This is a genomic window from Niallia circulans (assembly GCF_007273535.1).
Taxonomy (GTDB): Bacteria; Bacillota; Bacilli; order Bacillales; family Cytobacillaceae; genus Niallia; species Niallia circulans_B.
Map to the genome: position 1 here is coordinate 2,612,146 of NZ_RIBP01000004.1, position 23,244 is coordinate 2,635,389.

Consider the following 23,244-nt stretch of genomic DNA (forward strand, 5'->3'; position numbering starts at 1 on the left):
TATCCCAATGGACTACCAGCATTCTTTATAAGTATTTAAGGCAATGAGCACTAACGAAGGAGGAAAAAGTATTGACGACTTTTTCAGATTTTAATTTAAGCAGCAGTTTAGAAAAAGCATTATCCAATATGGGTTTTGAAGAACCAACACCAATTCAAGCACAGGCGATTCCTATTGGTCTTGCTGGTAAAGATATGATCGGACAGGCACAAACAGGAACAGGTAAAACAACAGCATTCGGTGTTCCACTTTTGGAAAAAATCGAAGTTGGTAAAGCTGTTCAAGGCCTTGTTATCGCGCCAACTAGAGAATTGGCTGTACAGGTTGCAGAAGAACTTAACCGTATCGGTGCAGTAAAAGGCATCCGTACATTGCCAATCTATGGTGGACAAGATATTAACCGTCAAATCCGCGGATTAAAGAAAAAGCCAGAGATTATCGCAGCAACTCCTGGTCGTCTTATCGACCATATTGAAAGAAAAACAATTCGTCTGCAAGATACAAAAATGATCGTTTTGGACGAAGCAGATGAAATGCTAAATATGGGCTTCATCGAAGATATCGAAAGAATCTTGAGTGAAACACCAAAAACACGTCAAACTTTACTTTTCTCAGCAACAATGCCAAAAAGAATTCAATCATTGGCAGAGCGCTTCATGGTGGAGCCAGAGCTTGTTAAGGTTAAAGCGAAAGAAATGACTGTTACAAATATTGAACAACACTATATCGAGCTGCAAGAACGCCAAAAGTTTGATGTACTATGCAGTCTTCTTGATATCCAATCACCAGATCTTGCGATTGTTTTCGGAAGAACGAAAAAACGTGTTGATGAAGTAGTTGAAGGTTTAATTAAACGTGGATATTCTGCTGAAGGAATCCATGGTGATATTCCACAAGGGAAAAGGGATCAAGTAATCCGCCGTTTCAAGGAGCAAACAATTGATATCATGGTAGCAACAGATGTAGCTGCTCGCGGATTGGATATTAGCGGTGTAACTCATGTTTACAACTTTGATATTCCACAAGACCCTGAAAGCTATGTTCACCGTATTGGTCGTACTGGCCGTGCAGGTAAAAAAGGTTATGCAGTAACATTAGTATCTCCAAGAGAATTGGATCACCTTCGCATCATTGAAAATGTTACGAAGAAAAAAATGGTGAAAAACCCAATTCCATCAACTACAGATGTATTGGCAGGAAACCAACAGGCAACAATCAACAAAATCCAAAAAACAGTTGAAGAAAACCAATTCGCAGAATATAAGCGTCTTGCGGAAACTTTGCTGGAAGAAACAGATTCTGTTACATTGCTTGCAAGTGCATTAAAGCTTCTAACAAAAGAGCCGGATGCAACGCCAGTTAAATTGACTGCTGTTGAACCGCTTCGTTCTAAAAAGCCGAAAGGTGACCGTTCTGGCGGAGGACGTCGTCGTAGTGGTGACAGAGGCGGACGCGGATATGATCGCAACCGTGGCGGTGGCAACGGCAACGGCGGCGGCGGAGAAAGAAGAAGCAGAAACAGAAATAGAAGCAGAGACTAAAAAAATATTTCTGGATTATGTTTAATTTTTCTTCAAAATGGTTAAAATGTACAAATGAAGGATATAAATGTATATCCTGGTTATTTAAATCTAGGAGGCAATAAAATGGCAACAGGTAAAGTAAAATGGTTTAACTCAGAAAAAGGTTTTGGATTTATCGAAGTAGAAGGTGGAGATGATGTATTCGTACATTTTTCTGCAATTCAAACAGACGGTTTCAAAACATTAGATGAAGGTCAAGAAGTTAACTTTGATATTGAAGATGGCGCACGTGGCCCACAAGCTGTTAACGTAACGAAACTTTAATATGCTTATCTCAAAGAACCCTGTATAAACAGGGTTCTTTTTCGCATTGTTCATTTTTTAGGCTAATGTTTTTTGTGAAATGGACAAAGTCTGTTACAATTAAGGCTGATTAAGAAAGAGGTGCTTATATATGAAGGAATATACTGTTGAATTTCATAAGGAAGACGGTATGGATAATATTAACGTCCAAAAATTAAGCGAAGAGGATTTCAATCGTGTCACAAGCGGTGGAACTAGACAGCTGTTTGAGCTTGATACAAATATCGGCTTTTTCATCTATTTTGATGCAGTAGATGAAAATGGCAAAGAATCTTATTTAGTTCTTCAATATGAAGAGGAGAATGAATCTCCTTCAGCTTGTTATTCATTTGAGTTAAAGGATTTTTATCAATTTATCGCATTGCATTTGAATGATCTGCAAATTGATGAGGATGAAGAGGAAGAGGCGGATGAACAAGAATTTGGTCCAATTCATTACCTTGCACATTTAATGCATCATATTGTAGAAGACGGGAAGTCTGTAGAAGTATAAGATGAGAAAAAGGAGCAGGAATACCCTGCTCCTTTTTATGTAGATTAAGCCTCTTCTGATGCGTAGTGACTGCTGCAAAAGCTGTGGATCTCTTGGAGCTCTTCATCTTCTAATGCAAAGTCTAGGTACTTATCCTGACTGCTGTTATGGAAATGGTAATTTAGTACCTTCATTTCCTTCTCATCAACGAAAAATAATACTTTCAGCTCAACTGCACCGTCCTCAAACAGCTCATCTTCTTCCTCTTCTTCAAGCTGTAAGATAAATTCATAACGGTCTCCAGATAAAATACCTGTAGGATCTTGAAGCTTTTCAACTGTGTATTCTGTTATATTCATTTGTGTTAGCCTCCTATGTTAGTACTTGCTAGTATTTGAAAGTATCGGTGAATTTATTGCACACTCGAAAATAATATCATATTGCTTTCAGGATAGCTAATGCTTTTCATTTGAAATGAAATATGTTACTATGAAATATTAATTATTTGACTTTTTTTATTAATGTGCTATAATTATAAGATAGGTTAAAAGATAGATATGTTTTTTCACTTGTTTTTTAAGATCTAGTCTGTAGATTTCTTACGTTTACAAGTGATTTTTTATTTTTTATCGGCTCGAACGTACTCTGGCATTGTATCCAGAGCCGAAACAAACAAAAGCTTCATGGAGGTGTTTCATTTGGCAATGGGTTTTGGCCGGAAGAATAACGAGGAAGTTGTAAAAGAAGAAGTAGTAATTTGGGATTGTGTATCTGAAACATGTAAGTGTTGGTTAAGAGACAATTTTAAAAGCAGTGAAACACCGAAATGCCCAATTTGCGGCAGTGATATGGCACAAACGACAAGAGAATTACAAGTCGTCAATAATAATAGCATTTATTCAAAATAAAAAACTAAAATCCTTTTGGATTTTAGTTTTTTTTTTAACTCGTTATATTCATCAATAATGGAATGAGAGAGCTACCCCAAATAACCGTAATCCACGCAGCTAATATCATCGCAAGTGTTGAAAAGGTGGCTTCCTGTTCTCCAAATTCCATTGCTTTTGTTGTTCCGACTCCATGTGCACCCATGCCTAATGCTAAGCCTCTGGCTATCGGTGATTTTAGAGACAAAAATTTAATCGCACATGGTCCAATAATTCCACCAATGATTCCTGTCAGAATAACAAATACTGTTGTTAATGGCGGCAGCCCGCCGATTTCCTGTGAAACTTCTATCGCAATTGGAGTCGTAATTGAACGAGGGAGGATACTTATCATAAAATCAGGTCTTAAATGAATGAACATCGAAAAGAAATACGAAGAAACGATGGCAACAACCGTTCCAGTTGTGACGCTTATAAGCATGACACCGAAGTATTTCTTCAGCAAATGCTTATGCTTATAAATTGGCACAGCAAATGCTATTGTTGCAGGACCAAGCAAGTGAGTTAAAAATCGGGAAGCTTCCGTATAGTTTCCTGCAGGTATGTGCAGGCAGCTGATAACAAGTATCAACATTAATGGTGCCAGCAAGAGTGGGTGCAATAATGGATTTTTCCACTTATTATAGCCCCACTTTGTCAGCCTGTAAAAAAAATAAGTTAACGCTGTAAACAGTAAAATATTCATTTATGAAAACTTCTCTTTCTATTATAAATTTTTTCTGCTGTAAAGCCTGTTGCACCCATGACTATAAAGGTACTGACAGCAATGAGAAGTACTGTTTCGATCCCCTTCATGTTAAAAATCTCTTCATAATTAACGATTCCGACTGCAGAAGGAATAAAAAACAGCAGCAGCTCTGCTAACAGCCAGGCAGCTCCTTGCTCCACCCATTTTAATTTAATCCAGCCAAACTGCAATCCTATAAATAAAAAAATGAGACCAATCATGGATGCCGGCAGTGGAACGGACACAACCATTTTTATTCCCATTCCTAGAAAAAGAAAAAGATGTATAAAGGCAATTTGCCCCATTATTATGAGTAGTTTCAATCCAATCACCTTCCTAATGTCAATCAAAAGATTAACTATATGGATATAATACGATGATTGTCGGTATTCGTAAAATACATAATAATTATAATTAATATAACTAAAAGTTATGATGAGTTCGTGAAATAACAAAAGGAGAGGAAGGGAGGGGAAGAAGGGCAGCTATTGCTGAAGAATAAAGTCTATAAACCTTCTTCCCGCGACAGAAAGATAGCGGTCTTTTTTTGTTATGACAGCTAATTGCCAGTTTGTTACTGGATTTAAATCCATAATTCGTACTTGATTATTCGTAGTTTTGCTACATATGGATTCTGGGAGCATGGAGATTCCAAGGTTTGCTGCCACTATTTCAATCATAAAGTCCCATTGTGAGCTTTTAAAAATGATGTTTGGTTCAAATCCTTCATTAATGAAGCCTCTTTTCATCATTTCATACAGAGCAAACTCTTCGCTATAAAAAATGAATTCCTCCTCTTTCAGCTCCTTCATATGGACTTGCTTTCTATCTGCAAGCTTATGCTGTTCATTAACAATTAGTTTGATTTCTTCACTTACAAGATGAAAAACATTAAAGGAAGATTCATCGGTTAGCGGCAATACAGCAATACCAATTTCGAATTCACCTTCTTCCACACTCTTAACAACTTTTGCAGCTCCATATTCTTTTATATTGATGTGAATATTCGGATAAGCTTTATGAAATGCAGCAATTACTTTAGGAAAAAACAAACTGCCAATCATTGGTGGAATGCCGATTGTAATGTTGCCTCTTGCAAGATTAGTCATGTCATGGAGAGTAGTAGCCATCTCATCCATTTGCGCCATAATTTTTTGTGCATATTCGTACACAATCTGGCCAGCATCTGTTAGCTCATGCGTTTTATTGGAGCGATTAATGAGTATAATCCCAATCTCTTCTTCTAAACTTTTGATCCCCTTACTTAATGCAGGCTGTGAAATATGCAGTTTTTCTGATGCTCTTGTCATACTTTTTTGTTTAACCACTTCAACAAAATACATTAGCTGCCTAATATCCATGTTTCTCCTCTATTCTTCGCTTGATTAATGGTTATTATTGTACTCTACTAGGAGAAAAAGGAACAGGTAAATATTATTATTTCAAAAAAAGATCGAACATTAAGGGATGAAGTGTTTATAATCAGCAACATGAGGGTAAAGACACGTTAGAATGAATGAAAAGGGTGTGGATGCTATGAATACGCATGAGCTGAAAACGAAAAGAAAGCATTCTGACTGGAAAAATAATTTAATGGCGCAAAAGAAGTATGAAAAGTTAATTACGAAGAAAACTACTGTGGAATTTATCGCAAATAATGTTAATCGCAATAAGGAACAGCATTAAGCTCTTATATTTTATATAAATCTCAGGCTGTTTAGGCACAGCACGCTAAGCAGCCTGAATATAGTATCTAAAGTGAGCGCTTATTTCAGCGCGGAAGGTTCCATTATATAATCTTCAAAAACTTTTTCTATGATTGCATTTTCTTCTAAATAATTTGGGCTTTCAAAATGTTTGATTCGCACAATATAAACAGATTTAACAAACATATGAAGTGCTTCATCCTCGGTTAAAGCATCAATCTTCTCGATTAATACTTGGTCGGATATATAGTTGACAATTCGACTCAGAAATTCTTTTGGATAATCCTTTGGCAGTTTTCCGGTTTCTTCTGTAAAGATACCCCCTTGACCTTCAATTTCGACATGACGTATAACCTCTGATAATTCTTTAATACTGAATATATCCACTGATTCAACACCTCTTTCCTCTAGTATTATAACAGGGGTTTAAATGCTAGTAAATTAGTGTTTTTTCACATGTTTATTATGTGTACAGCTGCTTGGTCTGAAATGTTGTTATATAAAAGAAAATCGCGTGGTTTTTTTAGGGATTTCAAAAAAAACAGAATGTAAGTCCCATATTGGGAACAATAATGGTAAAATACTCATGGAAGACTATTTATAAAGGGAGTACAGTATGGCAAACGAACAAAATAAAGATTTAAATATTATGTATAATATGGTTAAGGATTTTCATCAGGCATTTGGCCACCAAGTAGGCGAAAGTCCTAAGCCGATTGCGGACAAAACTGCCGTTAACAGAGCTGTTTGGACAGGAGAAGAGCTTGTGGAATTCCTTTACGCTACTGCAGCAGGTGAGGAAGAGAAATTCCAAGAATTATTCCAGCAATTCCTTAAAGGACTTCATAAAGCAGCAGATAAAATCATGACAGAGAAAAAACCTGTTGATGATGTGCTTGTGGCACAAATGGATGCTTTGACAGATGTTGAATATTTCAACCAAGGCAGCTTTGTTATTGCCGGAGTTGAACCGTTTAATTTATTCAATATTGTTCAAGAAGCAAATATGGGCAAGCTGTTTGAAGATGGTAAACCGAGATTCAGGGAAGAAGATGGAAAAATCATCAAGCCGCCAAATTGGGAAAAGGATTTTGCTCCTGAAGGACGTTTAAAAGAAGAAATTGACAAGCAAAAGCACAAAGGATAATGAGCTAACTACATATAGAGCTAGGAGAGTATCTTTAAAAGGATTCCTCCTGGCTCTTTTGCTTGTTCAAATACTTTTTCATATACAAAGGTATGAAACATCATATAAGAAGTATGCAGCTAAAAATTAAGAAGCAAATGAAATGACACGTTGTCATGTTTTTATGTTGACATATGACACAGTGTCACATATAATAAAATTTGTTATCACATATGACACAGTGTCACATGAAGAGAGTAGGGTTATGTTATGCCAAAACAAACTTTTTTTCATTTAGCTCAAGATAAGCAGGATACACTAATACTAGCTGCTAAAGAGGAGTTTTCAAGAGTGCCGCTTCATGAAGCTTCCATTGCAAATATCATTAAAAGCGCAGGTATTCCAAGAGGTAGTTTTTATCAATATTTTGATGATAAAGAGGATTTGTATTTCTATTTATTGAGTGAAACCTCTAAGAAAAATACCGAAAAATTTCTATTAATATTACAGGAAAATAATGGTGACTTGTTTAAAACGTTTATTGAGTCCTTTAGATTTATGGTAAGCAGTCATAAAGACAAAGACCAAGCTAACTTTTTTAAAAATGCTTTCTTGAATATGAATTATAAATTGGAAAATACTTTAGCCAATAATGTATATGAAGAAAAGCAAAAAAGTCATTTTGAAAACATCTCTAAATCGATTGATAAAAGCATGCTGAATATAGAAGATGAAAGTGAATTACATCACATGGTAAGGGTAATGACAGCTGTTACCTTTCATAATTTAGTGCAAATGTTTGTGAAGGATCTTACCGCTAAAGAAGCAGAAAACAGCTATCTGATGCAAATGAAACTGCTAAAAAGAGGTTTTTGTAAGACAGAGGATTAAGATAAACAATCATAAAGTAACTGGGTCTTAAGCAAACTAAAGGTAAATAACATGAGGATTTAACAGTGAGGAGATAAAATAGATGGATTCAAGTTTACAACAAAAAAAACCCCCATATTTGATGATTGCCATACTTTTTGTGGGAGCCTTCGTTTCATTTTTGAATAACTCCCTTTTAAACGTTGCGCTGCCATCCATTATGGTGGATTTAAAAATAGCAGATTATTCAACGGTACAGTGGTTATCAACAGGCTATATGCTTGTTAGTGGTATATTAATTCCTGCTTCGGCATTTCTTTTGACCCGCTTTTCAAACAGAAGCCTATTTATTACATCAATGGCTATCTTTACAGCAGGTACGGCGTTGGCAGCATTCGCGCCTAACTTCGGCACATTGCTTGCTGGACGTATGATTCAAGCTGCAGGATCTTCTGTAATGGGTCCTTTGCTTATGAATATTATGTTAATCAGTTTCTCCCGTGAAAAACGTGGGGCTGCAATGGGGATATTCGGATTAGTTATGATTACTGCTCCAGCAATCGGTCCAACATTATCCGGTTATATCGTAGAGTATTACGATTGGAGACTTCTTTTTGAAATGATTCTTCCACTAGCTGTTATTAGCTTACTGCTTGCGGTATGGAAGCTTAAGAACGTTATGAATCAAAATAAAAATGCAACACTTGATTATATTTCTATTGTGTTATCAACGATTGGATTTGGCGGATTGCTGTATGGCTTTAGTTCCGCAAGCTCTGATGGCTGGACAGATCCAATTGTGCTAACAACATTAATTGCCGGGGCACTAGCTTTAGCTGCATTCATCATCCGTCAATTAAAAATGGAAGAGCCGCTACTTGACTTGCGTGTATATAAATATCCGATGTTTGCGCTTGGCTCAGTCATTGCTATAGTTAATGCTGTTGCCATGTTCTCAGGGATGATATTAACACCAGCCTACGTGCAGAACGTAAGGGGGATTTCACCGCTTGATTCAGGGTTAATGATGCTTCCAGGGGCGATTATTATGGGAATAATGTCTCCAATCACAGGAAGACTGTTTGATAAGTTTGGACCTCGTGTTCTTGCTGTCATCGGCCTTGCTATCACAGGATTATCCACATATATGCTGGCACATGTGCAGCTTGATTCAACACATACGTATATCATACTTGTGTATACACTTCGTATGTTCGGTATGTCGATGGTTATGATGCCAATTATGACAAATGGTTTAAATCAGCTTCCTACACGCTTGAATCCACATGGAACGGCTGTTAATAATACAGCACAGCAGGTATCAGGTTCCATCGGGACAGCAATATTAGTTACAATCATGAATACCGTAACAAAAACGAACGCAGAAAGCATGATGGCAGGTGTTGACCCTGCAACAATCACACAATCCTCTGCAGCGTTGATTACACAAAAAGCTTTGTTAGAAGGTATTCAATATTCCTTCTACGTAACACTTGCAATCAATATTATCGCATTGATTCTTGCCTTCTTTGTTAAACGTGCAGATACAAGCGAAAGTGCAGTGAAGGAGCTTGAAAAACAAGGTAATGCAACAACAAAGCCTGCAACTAATTAAAGAAAAGAAATAAACCAGGCAAATGCCTGGTTTATTTCTTTTTATAGGTCATAAAAAAATACTGAAAAGTATAAGACATTAATGCTCATTCAAATGTTTTGGATAGTTTCCAACAAGATAAATCGCACTGATAATTCGTTTGTTTATCCATTTGCGGTTTTCGTCTGTATTCAATTGCTCAAAAACATGTTCTCTGCCTTTATCTGTAGTAACATAATGGTGTGGCAGATTATTTAGGCTGTATGCAATTATATCCATTTTACATTTTTCACATTTACAAAAAAGCTGGAAATCGGGACTGAGCAATAAATAGGTTACGAGAGACTCGACGATTTCTTCCATGACATTTAAGTATTTTCTATCCATAGCTATTCCCCCACATATTGCACTATATTATTTATATCGGCAAATTCCGGGATTTTTTCACTCAGTTCTAAACATTTGTTTATCGAATCAAGAAAATTATTTTTATTATTTATTCAGCGAAGGAGAAGCTATTTTGATTAACCAGGTGAATGTATTTTTACAAAGCCATTTTAAGGATTTAGTATTAGAGCCACCGTTATTTTACAGCTGGAATTATGGATTAAGATTTGAAATCGCAGATCCAATTAAATGGAATGAAAAGGGTGGCATGAACCAAGCTTATGAACGTTCCACCACATTATTCAATGAGGTGTTTGCAAAAGAGGATAACATTATTTTTGTGACAGATGTCCATACTTTCAAAAGCAACAAGTATCTGCAGAAGCGTCCGCTGAATGTATATTCTAAATTCATAAAAAGTAAACAAAAATTATATCAATTATCGCACCAAACACTCCCTGAATTGGAGGAGGAAGAGGGAGTTACCCATCGGTTTAGTCTTATTTGTAAGAAGGCCGAAATTAGATACGCTTCCTTGCTTAAAGCAATATGCCATGAAGATATGGGTGATTCGCAAACTATTCTAAGAGGGGATAGGCGGATAGGCTATAACATTTACTTGATAAATCACACGAAGCAGATGATTTATCATCTATATGATGATCGTGGCTGTGATATTATTGCGGCAAGTAAACAAAACCTGCATGCTATTTATAGGAATTATAATCATTGGTTATTGGATTATGATCGAGAAAAAATGGCTTCCTTGTTTTCACCAAGCAACAAGTAAAGACAAGTTAAAAAAATGTAAGATGACAAAAATAGCGTGAGCAGTTTGCACATTTTTATTTTTCCTCCACAATTAGGCAAATCACCTAGACAAAATCAGGGCTGGGTGAATATCGTATTAAGGATTACAGGAGGAGGTTATATAGAGATGAATGAGATAGCTGCAAATTATCCAATTAACAGTGCTGATTTAAGAAGACCATTTGGAAGGCCATTTGGCGGCCATTTTGGCTATGGTAGAAGACCGTGGGGTTACCGTCCGTACGGATTTGGAGTTCCTTTCGCTGCGGGACTTCTCGGAGGTCTTGCTGCAGGATCACTTATCGGAGGGCCATATTACGGAGGATACGCATACGGAGGATATCCATACCCATATCCGTACCCATCCTACCCTTACTATCCTTATTAATATATAAGATGCCCATCCAATTGGATGGGCATCTTTCTTTTGTTAGCGTGAATTAGGGAAAATTCTTCTAACAGTTTCGACAAATTCGTCGTATAATCCGCTGATTGGTTTTCCATCTTCGATGTCATTAGCATAATTTGTGAATCGATCAAAAAAATCAGGATTAGAGGATACATACACGTTATCAATGTCCTTATCTGTATCTTTGACACGATCGGCAATTTTATCCTCTAGCTTATTTGTTACACCGTCTTCTTGATTGCCTTCAAGCTGGACAGCAACAAAAGCATTTTCGTCTGTTTTCATCACAACAGCACGCTTAACTTCTTTCATATCCTTTACTTTTTCCGCTGCTTTGTCTGCGACATCTAGGTTGGCTTTTTTGCGTTCATCTGTTTTATAGCCAACACTGTTATCAGTTAAATTGTTTGCAGTATTATTTTTATCATCATTCATGGCTGTGTTATTATTATCGTCATCATTGCCACAGCCTGTAATGATTGTCATTAAGGCAGCAACTGCAAGCATATGCTTCATTTTTTTCATCGTGATTTGCCTCCTTGTATATGGTTCAAATTAAGTTTTCCCGAGAACTTAATTTAATATGTACAAGGTATCACCATAAAGGTAAAAAGCTATTATAACCGCATCCTAATAGTTCCTAAAGTCTTAAGCATTTCCTTTTGTGTCTTTAGCCTGATTGGAAGGCAAAGGCCGTTTTATTTTGTCGGATTATCATCATCTGAATGTCCTAATTGTAAGAAGTTGCTTACCGTTCGCACATGCTCATCTAAAGCATAATTTCGGTACAAACTGCTCGCTGATCTTACCGGGTCGCCAAAGAAAAATCTTTCATACTGTGTTTGTCTTGTGCCAAAAGCACTCATTGTTAAATCCCAGCCTAAACGAAAGATTTTATTGCGCTCTACTGCCTGTTTATTTGCACCCTGCAAATACTGAAGTAAATCCTTTCTAATTTCAGATTGAAAAGCTGTTTGTGTTGGTAATGTAACAAGTCCACTTGCCCCAAGTAATTGAATAATTTCTGTAAATCGAGGATAATTTTTTGAAAAAATATTGCTGGAAACTTGCAGGGGAGTAATATTAGGGACAATGCCGCCCCAATTATCATATATTGCATCATTCTCAGATTTATCTAATAACGCTTTCATCGTTTCAAGTGTAATAATGATTTCTGCCATTTTTTCTTGTATATGAGTGTACTCTCTTATATCAATTGTATCAATGATCAATTCGGCAATTCCTAATAAAAATTCCGTTTTGACGATTTGTCTAATTAAAACCTGATGTAATGCGAAATGGTGGAAGGAGCTGGAGTTTAAAAATTCATTTGCAGCTTCTAAATTGTCATAAAAAAATACGCGGTTCCATGGCACCAATACATCGTTAAATACAAGGATACAATCCATTTCGTCGTAGCGAGAGCTTAATGGATGATCGATTTGAGAATTCTCACCTGCAAATGACTCTCTGCCAATAAACTTAAGTCCAGGCGTATTAGAAGGAATACTGAATGCAAATGCCTCGTTTTTATCAAACTTTGGTGCACCAAACACAAGAACCTCGTCCGTTATTCCACCCTGTGTTGCCAAAAGACGCGCTCCCTTTATAACAAGTCCTTCGGAAGTACGAGCGATGACTTTAGCAGAAATAGGTTCTTTAGCATCCTCTAAAAATGTTTGTGAACGATTCACCTGTGGAGTAATAAAAGTATGCGTAAAAGTCAAATCACGCTCTCTTGCTTCTTCATAGAGCCGTACAATGTTTTCCGGAAAACAATTTTCCTTGCCTGCAAGCAAGCTAGCTGATGAAGCCAAACTCATTACCGCTGTATTTAAATAATCAGGACTTCTGCCCATCATCCCAAAGCTTGCTTTTGCCCAACATTCCATCATTTTACGGCGCTTATATAAATCCTCTTTCGTTTTTGGCTGCAGATAGGATAATCCTATACGTTCGCCTGTATGCGGAGAAGAAAATGTCATTAGCTGCTCCAAGTCTAAGTTTGTCTGCATGTCATATAAGGAAGCTTTTTCCTCCAGTATCCCTTTAAATGCTGGATGTGTTGACAGTTTTTGTGTGACTTTCCTGCCGTCCAGCCATATTTCCGAATTCATGTTATCAATTCTTTGTATAAAAGCTTTTCCATTTATAGCCCCCATAAAAATCCTTCCCTTATATTGATATTAGTTAAAGCTATTTTATTAACGACTGTTGCTTATTGTTCCACGTTTTTCATATATATGAGTAAGGGTGTTAAGAAATTAATCTCATGGATAGGTCAAAAGTTAGATTATTCGAATATTCAATATTAATATTAGTGAGTGAGGGGATAGATTTAATTTTGAAAAAAAGCATGGAAGTACTGTTATTTAACAGTAGCAAGCCCGGTTTGTTTTTTTATGGTCTGTCTTTTTTGATTCAAGTGGAACCTTAGGATTGTTTATTCGCGATGTTCTTGAAGATTCAAACTAAGCACCACCATACATACTGGCAAAAAAGTTTAGAAGTTTTCCAAGGATTTTAACTGATGAAATGATGTATCAATAGAAAAAACAGGACAGTAATGTATTGTCCTGTTTTTTCTATTGGTTTTTATATGCAAGTACACTTTATATTTGAACCACAATGAATGTCATAAACAGAAAAATATGTTGATATGCTATGAAGAAGGTAACTGGAGGTGATGCTCTTGGTAAGACTAAATACGCTGTATCAGGATAAGGGAAGAGGTTGGCAATCCAAGCAGATTATCTTTCAGATAGCACCATCCATTGGCGAAACAATTAAAATTGATAAAAGTTTTTACAAAATCACCAATATCATTCACCATGCAGAGGATGGCAGCTTGGAAGTAATAGCCCAAGCAAATTGAGCTCAACGATTTGGAGGTAGTGGCTTATAGTCAAGACCTCCTTAATCATCTATAATAAGGAACAGGTAAATTGATTAGTCACGAGATGTTGCTTTATACAAAAAAGGGACAAGTTCTGATGAAGATATTAGTAAGATTAAGTGTTCGTTTAGCTATAAGGGAGGTAAATAATATGGAAACAAAAAATAAAGAGAAACTGTTAATGGCAATATGGGTTGTTTCTACAATTGCCACGTTCGGAAGTTTGTTTTTTTCTGAAATTATGAAATTTGAGCCATGTAAACTATGCTGGCTTCAGCGAATATTTATGTATCCATTACCGATTATTGTTGGCTTAGCTATTATAAGAAAAGATTATAATCAGATTTGGAGCTTTTTAACGTTAGCAAGCATAGGCTTTGCTATTTCTGTCCATCACAATTACATTATGTTGTTTCCGCCAGAGCTAGGCTCATGCGGCAGAGTGTCATGCACAACGGATTATTTTCATTTATTAGGATTTATTACCATTCCGCTTATGGCACTTATAGCATTTATCATTATTATTGTTTTATGTATTATCGGCTTAATTATGGACAAAAAGTCAACATTTATCGTTGGTGAAAATCAGGAATAACCATGGGGACTGTGACAAGGAGTTAAGGCTAGAAGGAAGAGCCGAACTATTTTTCGTTTAGCGACTAATAGTTCGGTTTTTTATTAGGAATTTACTTTTTATCCACTAATGAGAAATCTTAGTGTACATTGCCGAGGACACTCGATTACTAAAGGAAATAGAGACGATTAGCCCCGCAATCGCAGAGGAGGAGGCTCTAAAACCTCCTCTGTGAAAAGTGTGCATAGCAGAATGAACAAATTTTAGAGCAAGGAATATTCTGTTTTGTTCATATCAAAAAAAACGGGCAAATGTTTAAATCCCCCTTTAAAAAGGTAAATAACTTCTACACACTTCCTTAACAGCAAAGGAAGCTGCGAATCTATATTTACATAAAAGGGTGAGGAATTAAATGAGAATTAGTGAGGAACCTGCTTTTGTAAAAACATCCGCAGCGAGCTCAAATGAAGGGCAAAAAAAGCAGAAGTTTTCACAAAAAACATATTTAAAATTGATTACAATCATTTCTACATTCGGAGGTCTGTTATACGGTTACGATACGGGTGTAGTAAATGGAGCACTGCCTTATATGTCAAGAGAGGATCAGCTTAACTTATCTCCTTTTACGCAAGGGCTCGTTACAAGTTCCCTTCTGTTTGGGGCAGCATTTGGGGCAATTTTTGGAGGCAGACTGTCTGACAGGAAAGGACGACGCAAAACAATCATAAGTGTTGCATGTATTTTCCTTATCGCAACAATTGGTTGTTCGCTTGCTCCAAATATAGAGATTATGGTTTTAAGCAGATTTATTTTAGGACTTGCAGTCGGAGCAACATCTGTAACAGTACCTGCATTTTTAGCGGAGATGGCTCCTGCAGAAAAAAGGGGTAGACTTGTTACTCAGAATGAATTAATGATTGTCACAGGACAACTGCTCGCATACATATTTAATGCCATTTTAGCGAACTCATTTGGCGATATGGGCAATATTTGGAGATATATGCTAGTTATAGCGACTCTTCCAGCAGTACTATTATGGCTTGGCATGCTGATTGTTCCCGAAAGTCCACGCTGGCTTGCTTCTAAGGGCAACTTAAAAGGAGCTTTACAAGTACTAGAAAAGATTAGGGAACGCATGCAAGCACAAAAAGAACTAAAAGAAATCAAAAATACGATTGTAAATGAAGGAAAAGTGAAAAAAGCAACCTTCAAAGACTTAAAACTTCCTCATGTTCGCAGAATTATACTTATAGGAATAGGAATTGCCATGATCCAGCAGTTAACTGGTGTTAATTCCATTATGTATTATGGAACAGAAATATTGAAGGATGCAGGCTTTTCAACAGAAGCGGCTTTAATCGGTAACATTGCCAATGGTGTTATCTCTGTTGCTGCAACATTCGTTGGTATAGCACTGCTTGACAAGGTCGGCCGAAGACCAATGCTGTTTTTCGGTATGGTTGGGACAAGCACATCACTCCTGCTTATTGGTATTATTTCAATTACAATGGAAGGCTCTTCCGTACTTCCGTATATTATCTTGAGCTTAACTGTTTTATTCTTAGCATTTCAGCAAGGTGCAGTCTCACCAGTAACTTGGTTGATGCAGTCAGAAATTTATCCACTTCATCTTCGCGGTTTAGCAATGGGTATTTCTATTTTCTGCCTGTTTATGATGAATTTTCTTGTAGGTTTGCTATTCCCTGTATTATTTGATGCATTTGGCTTGGCAACTACATTCTTCATCTTCGTTGGACTGGGATTAATAAGTTTATTTTTCATCAAACGATATGTACCGGAAACGAAAGGACGTTCACTAGAGGAGATTGAGCAATCCTTTGCTAAATCACAGAAAAAATATGTACAACAAGGCTAATAGCTAAGAAACGTTCCTAATAAAGGAACGTTTCTTTAGCTATTAGCCTGTTTTTCTATTCCTTGTCGCGAATACCTTTCTCCAATCATTTTATATACAAAGGTTTTTTTTGTGTAAGGAGGAGGAATGGAAAGTTGATACTCCATCGTTGACAAATAAACTTCATTCGTAATAATATAAAATTAGTACCTGATACTAATAGTAGGATATATAAATTGGTTATAAGTATAAAAAGGAGCGAACCGAAATGACTTCAAAAGCAAGGATTTCAGCAATTGGAACATATGTCCCTGAAAAGAGACTGACAAATAACGATCTTGCGAAAATGGTGGATACAAGCGATGAATGGATCGTCCAAAGAACAGGCATTAAGGAAAGACGAATTGCAGGAGAAGAAGAGTTTGCTTCTACCTTGGCAATTAAAGCAATCGAAAACTTAGCTGCAAACAGCAGTACTTCACTGGATGATGTTGACTTTATCATCGTTGCAACTACTACTGCAGATTATGGTTTTCCAAGTGTAGCAACACAAATACAATCACATTTTAAAATCGGGCAGACAGGTGCGATGGATTTAAGTGCTGCATGCGCTGGATTCACATATGGTCTGCATTTAGCGAATAGTATGATCACATCTGGAATGCATAAAAAAATACTTGTTATTGCAACAGAAACTTTGTCAAAGGTGACAGACTATACGGATAGAACAACATGCATCCTGTTTGGTGATGGTGCCGGAGCAGTGCTTGTTGAATATGATGAAGAAAATCCGAGCTTCCTTGCAACCCATCTGGGCACAAATGGAGAAGGCGGCATTCACATATACAGAACCGCATTATCGGAAAAGATGAATGGAGAGCCTTTAAATAACAGTGGGAAAATGGTTCAAAACGGCCGTGAAGTATATAAATGGGCGACAAGAACGATTCCAGCCTCCATGGAAGCATTATTGAAAAAAGCCAATATGAAAAAGGAACAGCTGGACTGGTTCGTTCCCCACAGCGCAAATTTACGGATGATTGAATCGATTTGTGATAAGTCGGGTGTATCGATAGAAAAAACTTTAACAAGCATGGTTCCATATGGAAATACCTCATCAAGCTCGATACCATTGGCAATCCAGACAGGGCTCGATGAACAAAAAATCAAAAATGGAGACAATATACTCCTTTACGGCTTTGGCGGCGGACTTACACATCTTGGGTTAATTATAAAATGGAATTTGGCTTAAAAAGATACAGGAGAGAGCAGGCTGCTCTTTCTTTTTTTTTGTTGCTTTACCAAGTTCTACTGTTGTCCGCGGCCTTGACCGACAATTTATAAAAAAAGGCGTGATTATGGAAAAGGGATAGATAGTTGAAAAGAAATCTTTTTTTACAAAAAAAGTATTAACTTATATTGAAATAAAAGGGATTTTCAAGCATAATAAGTGAAAATGAGAAAAGTAATTTTTTGTTAGTGGTGTTACTTAATGTCGTTATAATGGATCACTTTTAAAAAAGGAGCTTGTCTGATGAATGGTAAAAAAAGACTAATCCAAGCAAAATACAGGGCTAAAAAGAAAGAGATGCAGGAACATAATAAATCGATTGCGGTTTTTTATCTTTTGGCTCTAATTGTGCTCATTATGATGCAAAGTGATTTTGGAAGCAAATCTATATTTCCTTTCGACGGAAATGGCATTTATACTTATTATAGCGAGTAAACAAAAATGAATTGATATACGTAAGTCAGTCCTATACAAAGTGTACAGGGCTTTTTTTATTGAACTTCAATGTGTGCAAATATCTACTACGCAAGAGCTGAAAAAATGTATAAAGAAGATGTTTGAACATACCATTTTAAACCCTTCCTCATAGTATATAAAAGTAGTTAGGAAATGGAGGGCAAATAGCTTGGATAATCTTATTACAGTCCTAATCCCGTTTTACAATCCTGGTAAATATATCATTGATGCTATTAGCAGTATTTACGCACAAAATTATTTCTCCTGGAAAATCGTTTTGGTAGATGACGGCTCGACAGATGAGAGTTCAGAGTTAGCAAAAAAATATCTTGTTGATCCAAGGATAACGTATGTAAGACATGACGAAAACAAGGGGCAATCGGTTAGTTTGAATACTGGACTTGAGCATATTGAAACACCCTTTTTTGTTCAGCTTGATCCTGATGACTGGCTTTATCCAGACACCTTGCAAAGCTTAGCAGATGAAGCATTGAAACAGCCAGAGGATGTTGCGGTCATTAGCGGCAATATTAATATAAGTTTTGAAGATGAATATGGACAAGTGTATTTATCGCGAATAAAAAAAGGCCAGCATTATGATAATCCATATGATTTTTTATTGGCAAATACATCTATTTGGCCAAGATGCTACAGAACCTCTGCAGTACGAGAGGTAGGAGGCTGGCCATTGGATGATCCTTATGGAGGCAGATATGTGGAAGACATTAGAATACTGCTTCTGTTAATAATTTCTTATCGTTTTTATTGGATTGATCAGCTTATGCTTTATCATCGCAGACATGAAAAAAATAACACAAATGAAAAAAATGAAACAGCTTCTTCCCTAAGATTGCTTATTGAAGAAACATTAGTCAATTGGGGAGATGTGTACAAGCCTGTATTTAAATATGAAGATAGCTACATGATACTGGATGGTCTTGAGGATAATACCGATAGTCAAGAGGATAATACAGCAGAAATTATTAGGGAAATACCAGTGTCAGAGTAATCTAAGAGGAATAGAAAAAAGAGGCTGGTACAAAACAAAAGATAACCTTTCTAAACACGAATAATAAAATTACATCCATATTTGAAAAATGAAGCTAGTGACTAAATAGAATATGGAGTTATAATTAGTTCATTTCATTACGCGCTCGTCCTCGCGCTTTCCGCGGGGAAAGCTTGAGTCTCCTCGTCTTCGCCTGCGGGGACTAAAGCGTCCTCTATTTCCCGCAGGAGTCGAGTGGCCTCCGCTCCATTCCACTAAAATTCTTAATTATTGTATTAAAACTAAAAAACAAAAAACCGAACTATCTAATTTATATTAAAATATATAGTTCGGTTTTTATATTGATTCATATACTTATGTCCCAGCCTCTTTTTTCTTTAGATGATTTTTCGAAACAGATTAAAGAGCTTCTTTACCAAAAGACCCTTCAAATAGGGATTCACGTAATGCACGTCTGCTGCTTGGCTTTTCCCGTTCTTGCAGATTATCTGGGAGTGACTCCTTCTCTCCTTGATATCCAATGGCAACCACAGCGTGTAGTTCGTATTGCTCTGGGATGTTTAATACTTGGCGAGCAAGCACATTATCAAACCCTCCCATCGCATGTGTAACCAAGCCTTGATTATGTGCTTCCAGAGCAAGGTGACTCCATGCAGTACCAGCATCAAATGCATGCCACGCATTGGGACCACGTTCTGTTGATGTTTCGGAAAGAATAACCGCTAAAGCAGGTGCATGCTTAGCCCATAGAAGATTTCCAGGTACAATAAAGGAATGAAACTTTTCTAAATCGGCCTGTGTGCGGGCGATAATAAATCTCCAAGGCTGAACATTGGATGCAGAAGGAGCCCATCTTGCTGCTTCAAATATACTTAAAAGAACATCCTCAGGTATAGCCTTCTCCAAAAAAGAACGAGGAGACCAGCGATTGATAAACTGCAGTGAAATATCGAAACTAGAATTACGAAAGTCCTTCATATCAGCCATAAATAATCCTCCTAACTAGTAATATAAGTTAAAATATACCATAATTAACATAGGATAAAAAGCTTGGCAAACAATTGTTAGAAGATAATGATATTTCTAAAAGACACGTAAATTAGGAAATATATGTTAACATATAGATATTGCCATAATGGAGGATAATAATGTCATATATTACTGGTTTTTGGCAAATAATGATTTTTTTATTGTTAGCGTTATTGGTAAGAGGAATATATAACTTTATAAAGGTAAAACGGTAACGAACGGAGCAATATATCTTCACACAGCTGCTAAATAAGGCAGCTATTTTTTAATAGAAAAAACATTTGCAAAAAAACAGGACAGAGTTTAGGTTAAGGAAAGAAATTCTGACCTGTTTCTTGTATAATGGATAGAGAAAAATGAAAAAACATTTAAATTGCTTTAATGAGGGGTTAAATTGAAAAAAAGAAGAAGAAAAATGAGAAAACTGCGTATATTGATCTTCATCGTTATTGTTTTATACGGTGGCTATTTAATTACCGCTAACTCTATTAAACAAACGGCTGAAACAAGATTAGCCAATTATTTGCCAGAGATAAAGGATGAATTGAATAAAAATGAACTGGATGCAGATGAGTTTGCACCTGTTTTGCTTGCCATTATGGATCAAGAAAGCCATGGGAAAGGCAGTGATCCCATGCAGTCATCTGAATCTGCAGGTTTAGCGCGTAATGAAATCAGTGACCCCGCAGAAAGCATCAAACAAGGAGTGTATCATTTTTCCGAAATGTACAAATACGGTGAAGCAAATGATGTAGACCTTGAAACAATTATTCAAAGCTATAATATGGGTCCAGGCTATATCGATTTTGTTGTTAATAGTGATACATTTCATAGTGAGGAAACCGCCAAATCCTATTCCGAGCTTATGGTAGAAAAATCGCCTGATTTGTATACATGCAATAACGATAAATTAAATTTCCGCTATCCTTATTGCTACGGCGATTATAGTTATGCAGGAAAAGTCGCTGCAAAAATTGATGCGATGAATGAGATTGTGAGACAGCATTTATAAAATTCAGTTTTAATTACACAAGGAAAGATAATCAAATATTAAACAGCTTGAAAGGTTTGTCTAAAAGTTCTAAGACCAGTGAAAAATCACTGGTCTTAGAACTTTTAGGTTATTTCTTTCTATACTCATGCTTGTGTCGATTGAAGGGTGTAAAGTAGGAGACGGAATAATCTAAATTAATCATTTCACTATATTCAAACACCTTGCCATTTTCTAATATTCCCCTATTAATAATTTTCATGGCTGCACTTCCTTTTTTACAATTAAGCAGGTCTGCATCCTCTTTAGTAATGTTTATAGCACGGTATGTTGTGATGAAATGGGAAATATTAAGTCCGCATTGCTGTACATAATCATGGACAGATTTTTTTATTTCTTCTTCATTTAGATCAGGAAAATAAGAACAGGGAAGAACAGAGGTTTCAATCTGCATCTTTTGAAAGTCGACAATCCTTATCCGCTTAAACTCCCATAATTTCTTATTTGGAACCATATGTAAATCGAAAATCTTTTCCAGCTCTTGATTTGGCTGAATCTTTTTTAAGTACATTATTTTTGAATGGATATCCTTGAATTTTTTTTCTGTAAGAGAATTATAAATTAAAGGACTTCTATATCTAGTTTCAGACACAAAGATACCAGAGCCTTGAATAACTTTAATACACCCAATATTGACAAGCTTCTTTAACGCTTCTCTTATCGTATACCTTGAAACAGTATACAGATTGGAAAGCTCCCTTTCAGTTGGGAGCTTTTCGCCAGCTTTGTACTTATTCTGATAAATTTTACTGAGAATATCCTCTGCGATAAAATCTCTTTTTTTCATTATTTATACCTCGAAAATTAGTATCTTTCCTCGGTTCATTGTAGCATGCAAAAGTATAGAACGCTTGTTATGGTGTGTGGATGGCACCGTTCGGCAGGCGGGACTCTGTCCACTCGTGTTTACGGTAAATAACAGGATAGGCTGCTGCCATCTCTTCGTCAAAATCTACACCAATGCCGTTTTTTTCAATTGGATAAATATACCCATTCTGTACCTCCACATTTCCAGGAAACATTTTTTTTGTTGTTTCATCTGGTTCTTGAATTTCCTGTATGGCTGCATTGTGCAAATGGATATTTAAGTGTGTATTGACGGCAACGCCAATTGGAGTCATATCAGATGGCCCGTGCCATGCTAGGCGAACACCGAAATTTTCACAAAGTGCTGCAAGCTTTAATGCAGGTGTAATCCCGCCTATTTGTGAGACATGACAGCGAATAAAATCAATTTGACGATTAACAATCAGATTTCTCCATTCTACCGGATTATTAAATAATTCTCCTGTTGCAATCGGGGTACTGCATTGATTTCTTAAGGAAATAAGCCATTCATTTTGGTCTGGTGGCAGGATATCCTCTAAAAAGTATGGTTTAAACGGCTCTATATCCTTCGCTAGCTGCAATGCTTCATTAGGAAATAATCGTTCATGAACATCATGCAGGAAATGGATAGAATACCCATATTTCTCCCTGAGTGCCTGAAACATGGTAATAACATCCTGCCGATAGTTATGTTGATCAAAATATTCGCCGCCAGCGTCCTGTATGGCGCAATGCATGTTAGGGTTTTTCCCGCCGTATTTTCCCATTTGACAGCGAATATGCCGATAACCTTTTGCCAGCAGCCTATCCACATCCCGGAAAAGCTCTTCGATTGTTAATCCATCAGCATGTGTATAAGCAGCAATCGCATTTTTCGATTTGCCGCCAAGTAGTTGATAAAGAGGCATGTCAGCTAATTTTGCTTTTATATCCCATAACGCCATGTCAATGCCAGCAATCGCATTATTGATAACAGGACCGTTTCGCCAATAAGAATTCACCATCATTACTTGCCAAATGTCTTCTATATGGTTCGCATCTCGATTAATAAGCAGTGGTTTTAAATACTCTTCGATCATAGTTTGAACAGCTAATGGTCGCTGTTGAAATGTGGCACATCCGTAACCGTAAATACCCTTATTCGTTTCTACTTTAACAACGACAAGATTATGTCGATGCGGATTTGTTACAAATGATTTTATGTCAGTAATTATTGTCGGTTCCAACTCTTAATCTCCTTTTCTCTCACTTTTTTTGTCAAATCAAAGCCTTATAATGACTCCATTAAAGCATATGGAAAAACAACGAGTCAATTTGGTCA

At 36.6% G+C, this 23,244-nt stretch carries 28 protein-coding genes; 17 read left to right on the plus strand and 11 right to left on the minus strand.

Annotated features, from left to right (window positions below; all coding sequences use genetic code 11):
* The first annotated feature begins 71 nt into the window (after positions 1-71).
* The 3 genes from CEQ21_RS20870 to CEQ21_RS20880 all read left to right on the plus strand — a co-directional run bounded on the left by CEQ21_RS20870 (position 72) and on the right by CEQ21_RS20880 (position 2,379).
* Positions 72-1,541, plus strand: a complete 1,470-nt coding sequence (locus CEQ21_RS20870; RefSeq protein WP_185766162.1) for a degradosome RNA helicase CshA — start codon at positions 72-74, stop codon at positions 1,539-1,541.
* Between the two features lie 105 nt (positions 1,542-1,646).
* Positions 1,647-1,847 (plus strand): cold-shock protein, encoded by a 201-nt coding sequence (locus tag CEQ21_RS20875; protein WP_127737764.1) that lies wholly within the window; start codon positions 1,647-1,649, stop codon positions 1,845-1,847.
* A gap of 130 nt (positions 1,848-1,977) precedes the next feature.
* A complete protein-coding gene (locus CEQ21_RS20880; protein ID WP_185766163.1) occupies positions 1,978-2,379 on the plus strand; it encodes a cytosolic protein in 402 nt (133 codons plus the stop codon).
* A 44-nt stretch (positions 2,380-2,423) separates the two neighbouring features.
* On the opposite strand, the gene CEQ21_RS20885 is transcribed toward CEQ21_RS20880, so the two are convergent.
* Complete coding sequence (locus CEQ21_RS20885) at positions 2,424-2,717, minus strand: DUF6509 family protein (RefSeq protein WP_185766164.1); 294 nt, start codon at positions 2,715-2,717, stop codon at positions 2,424-2,426.
* A 345-nt stretch (positions 2,718-3,062) separates the two neighbouring features.
* Between CEQ21_RS20885 and CEQ21_RS20890 the strand changes: the two genes are divergently transcribed.
* The gene (locus CEQ21_RS20890; RefSeq protein WP_185767359.1) at positions 3,063-3,266 is read left to right on the plus strand and encodes a cold-inducible protein YdjO-related protein; all 204 of its coding nucleotides are present in this window, start codon (positions 3,063-3,065) and stop codon (positions 3,264-3,266) included.
* A 34-nt stretch (positions 3,267-3,300) separates the two neighbouring features.
* On the opposite strand, the gene CEQ21_RS20895 is transcribed toward CEQ21_RS20890, so the two are convergent.
* From CEQ21_RS20895 to CEQ21_RS20905, 3 genes are all read right to left on the minus strand, one after another.
* Positions 3,301-3,990, minus strand: coding sequence for an LrgB family protein (locus CEQ21_RS20895; protein WP_185766165.1), 690 nt, complete (start codon positions 3,988-3,990; stop codon positions 3,301-3,303).
* Entirely contained in the window at positions 3,987-4,364 is a 378-nt protein-coding gene (locus tag CEQ21_RS20900; RefSeq protein ID WP_235907294.1) for a CidA/LrgA family protein, read from the minus strand. The genes CEQ21_RS20895 and CEQ21_RS20900 overlap by 4 nt, the downstream gene beginning before the upstream one ends.
* 153 nt (positions 4,365-4,517) lie before the next feature.
* Entirely contained in the window at positions 4,518-5,393 is an 876-nt protein-coding gene (locus CEQ21_RS20905) for a LysR family transcriptional regulator (protein ID WP_185766166.1), read from the minus strand.
* A 175-nt stretch (positions 5,394-5,568) separates the two neighbouring features.
* On the opposite strand from CEQ21_RS20905, the gene CEQ21_RS20910 reads away from it, so the two are divergent.
* Positions 5,569-5,718, plus strand: coding sequence for a hypothetical protein (locus CEQ21_RS20910; protein WP_185766167.1), 150 nt, complete (start codon positions 5,569-5,571; stop codon positions 5,716-5,718).
* 80 nt (positions 5,719-5,798) lie between these two features.
* On the opposite strand, the gene CEQ21_RS20915 is transcribed toward CEQ21_RS20910, so the two are convergent.
* Entirely contained in the window at positions 5,799-6,125 is a 327-nt protein-coding gene (locus CEQ21_RS20915; protein WP_185766168.1) for a hypothetical protein, read from the minus strand.
* A 229-nt stretch (positions 6,126-6,354) separates the two neighbouring features.
* Between CEQ21_RS20915 and CEQ21_RS20920 the strand changes: the two genes are divergently transcribed.
* The 3 genes from CEQ21_RS20920 to CEQ21_RS20930 all read left to right on the plus strand — a co-directional run bounded on the left by CEQ21_RS20920 (position 6,355) and on the right by CEQ21_RS20930 (position 9,349).
* Positions 6,355-6,885 carry a pyrophosphohydrolase domain-containing protein gene (locus CEQ21_RS20920; protein ID WP_185766169.1) on the plus strand — a complete coding sequence of 177 codons (531 nt, stop codon included), beginning with the start codon at positions 6,355-6,357 and terminating at the stop codon, positions 6,883-6,885.
* A 249-nt stretch (positions 6,886-7,134) separates the two neighbouring features.
* Positions 7,135-7,755 carry a TetR/AcrR family transcriptional regulator gene (locus tag CEQ21_RS20925; RefSeq protein WP_185766170.1) on the plus strand — a complete coding sequence of 207 codons (621 nt, stop codon included), beginning with the start codon at positions 7,135-7,137 and terminating at the stop codon, positions 7,753-7,755.
* Positions 7,756-7,837: 82 nt separating this feature from the next.
* Positions 7,838-9,349, plus strand: a complete 1,512-nt coding sequence (locus CEQ21_RS20930) for an MDR family MFS transporter (protein ID WP_185766171.1) — start codon at positions 7,838-7,840, stop codon at positions 9,347-9,349.
* Positions 9,350-9,427: 78 nt separating this feature from the next.
* On the opposite strand, the gene CEQ21_RS20935 is transcribed toward CEQ21_RS20930, so the two are convergent.
* On the minus strand, positions 9,428-9,715 hold the full coding sequence (locus tag CEQ21_RS20935; RefSeq protein ID WP_235907295.1) for a late competence development ComFB family protein: 288 nt from the start codon (positions 9,713-9,715) through the stop codon (positions 9,428-9,430).
* Positions 9,716-9,848: 133 nt separating this feature from the next.
* Between CEQ21_RS20935 and CEQ21_RS20940 the strand changes: the two genes are divergently transcribed.
* Entirely contained in the window at positions 9,849-10,505 is a 657-nt protein-coding gene (locus CEQ21_RS20940) for a DUF3885 domain-containing protein (protein ID WP_235907296.1), read from the plus strand.
* A gap of 147 nt (positions 10,506-10,652) precedes the next feature.
* Entirely contained in the window at positions 10,653-10,913 is a 261-nt protein-coding gene (locus CEQ21_RS20945; RefSeq protein WP_185766173.1) for a spore coat protein, read from the plus strand.
* 42 nt (positions 10,914-10,955) lie between these two features.
* Here CEQ21_RS20945 and CEQ21_RS20950 read toward each other — a convergent pair whose 3' ends face one another.
* Both CEQ21_RS20950 and hpaB read right to left on the minus strand, forming a co-directional pair.
* A complete protein-coding gene (locus tag CEQ21_RS20950; protein WP_185766174.1) occupies positions 10,956-11,459 on the minus strand; it encodes a YhcN/YlaJ family sporulation lipoprotein in 504 nt (167 codons plus the stop codon).
* 173 nt (positions 11,460-11,632) lie between these two features.
* Complete coding sequence (gene hpaB / locus CEQ21_RS20955) at positions 11,633-13,096, minus strand: 4-hydroxyphenylacetate 3-monooxygenase, oxygenase component (RefSeq protein ID WP_185766175.1); 1,464 nt, start codon at positions 13,094-13,096, stop codon at positions 11,633-11,635.
* Positions 13,097-13,626: 530 nt separating this feature from the next.
* Between hpaB and CEQ21_RS20960 the strand changes: the two genes are divergently transcribed.
* The 6 genes from CEQ21_RS20960 to CEQ21_RS20985 all read left to right on the plus strand — a co-directional run bounded on the left by CEQ21_RS20960 (position 13,627) and on the right by CEQ21_RS20985 (position 19,015).
* The gene (locus CEQ21_RS20960; RefSeq protein ID WP_185766176.1) at positions 13,627-13,809 is read left to right on the plus strand and encodes a hypothetical protein; all 183 of its coding nucleotides are present in this window, start codon (positions 13,627-13,629) and stop codon (positions 13,807-13,809) included.
* Between the two features lie 172 nt (positions 13,810-13,981).
* Entirely contained in the window at positions 13,982-14,425 is a 444-nt protein-coding gene (locus CEQ21_RS20965; protein WP_185766177.1) for a disulfide oxidoreductase, read from the plus strand.
* A gap of 391 nt (positions 14,426-14,816) precedes the next feature.
* On the plus strand, positions 14,817-16,280 hold the full coding sequence (locus CEQ21_RS20970; RefSeq protein ID WP_185766178.1) for a sugar porter family MFS transporter: 1,464 nt from the start codon (positions 14,817-14,819) through the stop codon (positions 16,278-16,280).
* Between the two features lie 247 nt (positions 16,281-16,527).
* On the plus strand, positions 16,528-17,511 hold the full coding sequence (locus tag CEQ21_RS20975; RefSeq protein WP_185766179.1) for a ketoacyl-ACP synthase III: 984 nt from the start codon (positions 16,528-16,530) through the stop codon (positions 17,509-17,511).
* 282 nt (positions 17,512-17,793) lie between these two features.
* The gene (locus CEQ21_RS20980) at positions 17,794-17,985 is read left to right on the plus strand and encodes a hypothetical protein (RefSeq protein ID WP_185766180.1); all 192 of its coding nucleotides are present in this window, start codon (positions 17,794-17,796) and stop codon (positions 17,983-17,985) included.
* 190 nt (positions 17,986-18,175) lie between these two features.
* Positions 18,176-19,015 (plus strand): glycosyltransferase family 2 protein, encoded by an 840-nt coding sequence (locus tag CEQ21_RS20985; RefSeq protein ID WP_185766181.1) that lies wholly within the window; start codon positions 18,176-18,178, stop codon positions 19,013-19,015.
* Positions 19,016-19,414: 399 nt separating this feature from the next.
* Here the strand turns inward: CEQ21_RS20985 and CEQ21_RS20990 are convergent, their stop codons facing one another.
* A complete protein-coding gene (locus CEQ21_RS20990) occupies positions 19,415-20,002 on the minus strand; it encodes a nitroreductase family protein (RefSeq protein WP_185766182.1) in 588 nt (195 codons plus the stop codon).
* A 457-nt stretch (positions 20,003-20,459) separates the two neighbouring features.
* Here CEQ21_RS20990 and CEQ21_RS20995 point away from each other — a divergent pair, with 457 nt between their 5' ends.
* Positions 20,460-21,056, plus strand: coding sequence for a lysozyme family protein (locus CEQ21_RS20995; RefSeq protein ID WP_185767362.1), 597 nt, complete (start codon positions 20,460-20,462; stop codon positions 21,054-21,056).
* Between the two features lie 109 nt (positions 21,057-21,165).
* Here the strand turns inward: CEQ21_RS20995 and CEQ21_RS21000 are convergent, their stop codons facing one another.
* Together CEQ21_RS21000 and CEQ21_RS21005 are read right to left on the minus strand one after the other, a co-directional pair.
* Positions 21,166-21,882: a GntR family transcriptional regulator gene (locus tag CEQ21_RS21000; protein ID WP_185766183.1), complete on the minus strand. Its 717-nt coding sequence runs from the start codon at positions 21,880-21,882 to the stop codon at positions 21,166-21,168.
* Between the two features lie 67 nt (positions 21,883-21,949).
* Positions 21,950-23,149, minus strand: coding sequence for an enolase C-terminal domain-like protein (locus tag CEQ21_RS21005; RefSeq protein WP_185766184.1), 1,200 nt, complete (start codon positions 23,147-23,149; stop codon positions 21,950-21,952).
* Positions 23,150-23,244: the final 95 nt, after the last annotated feature.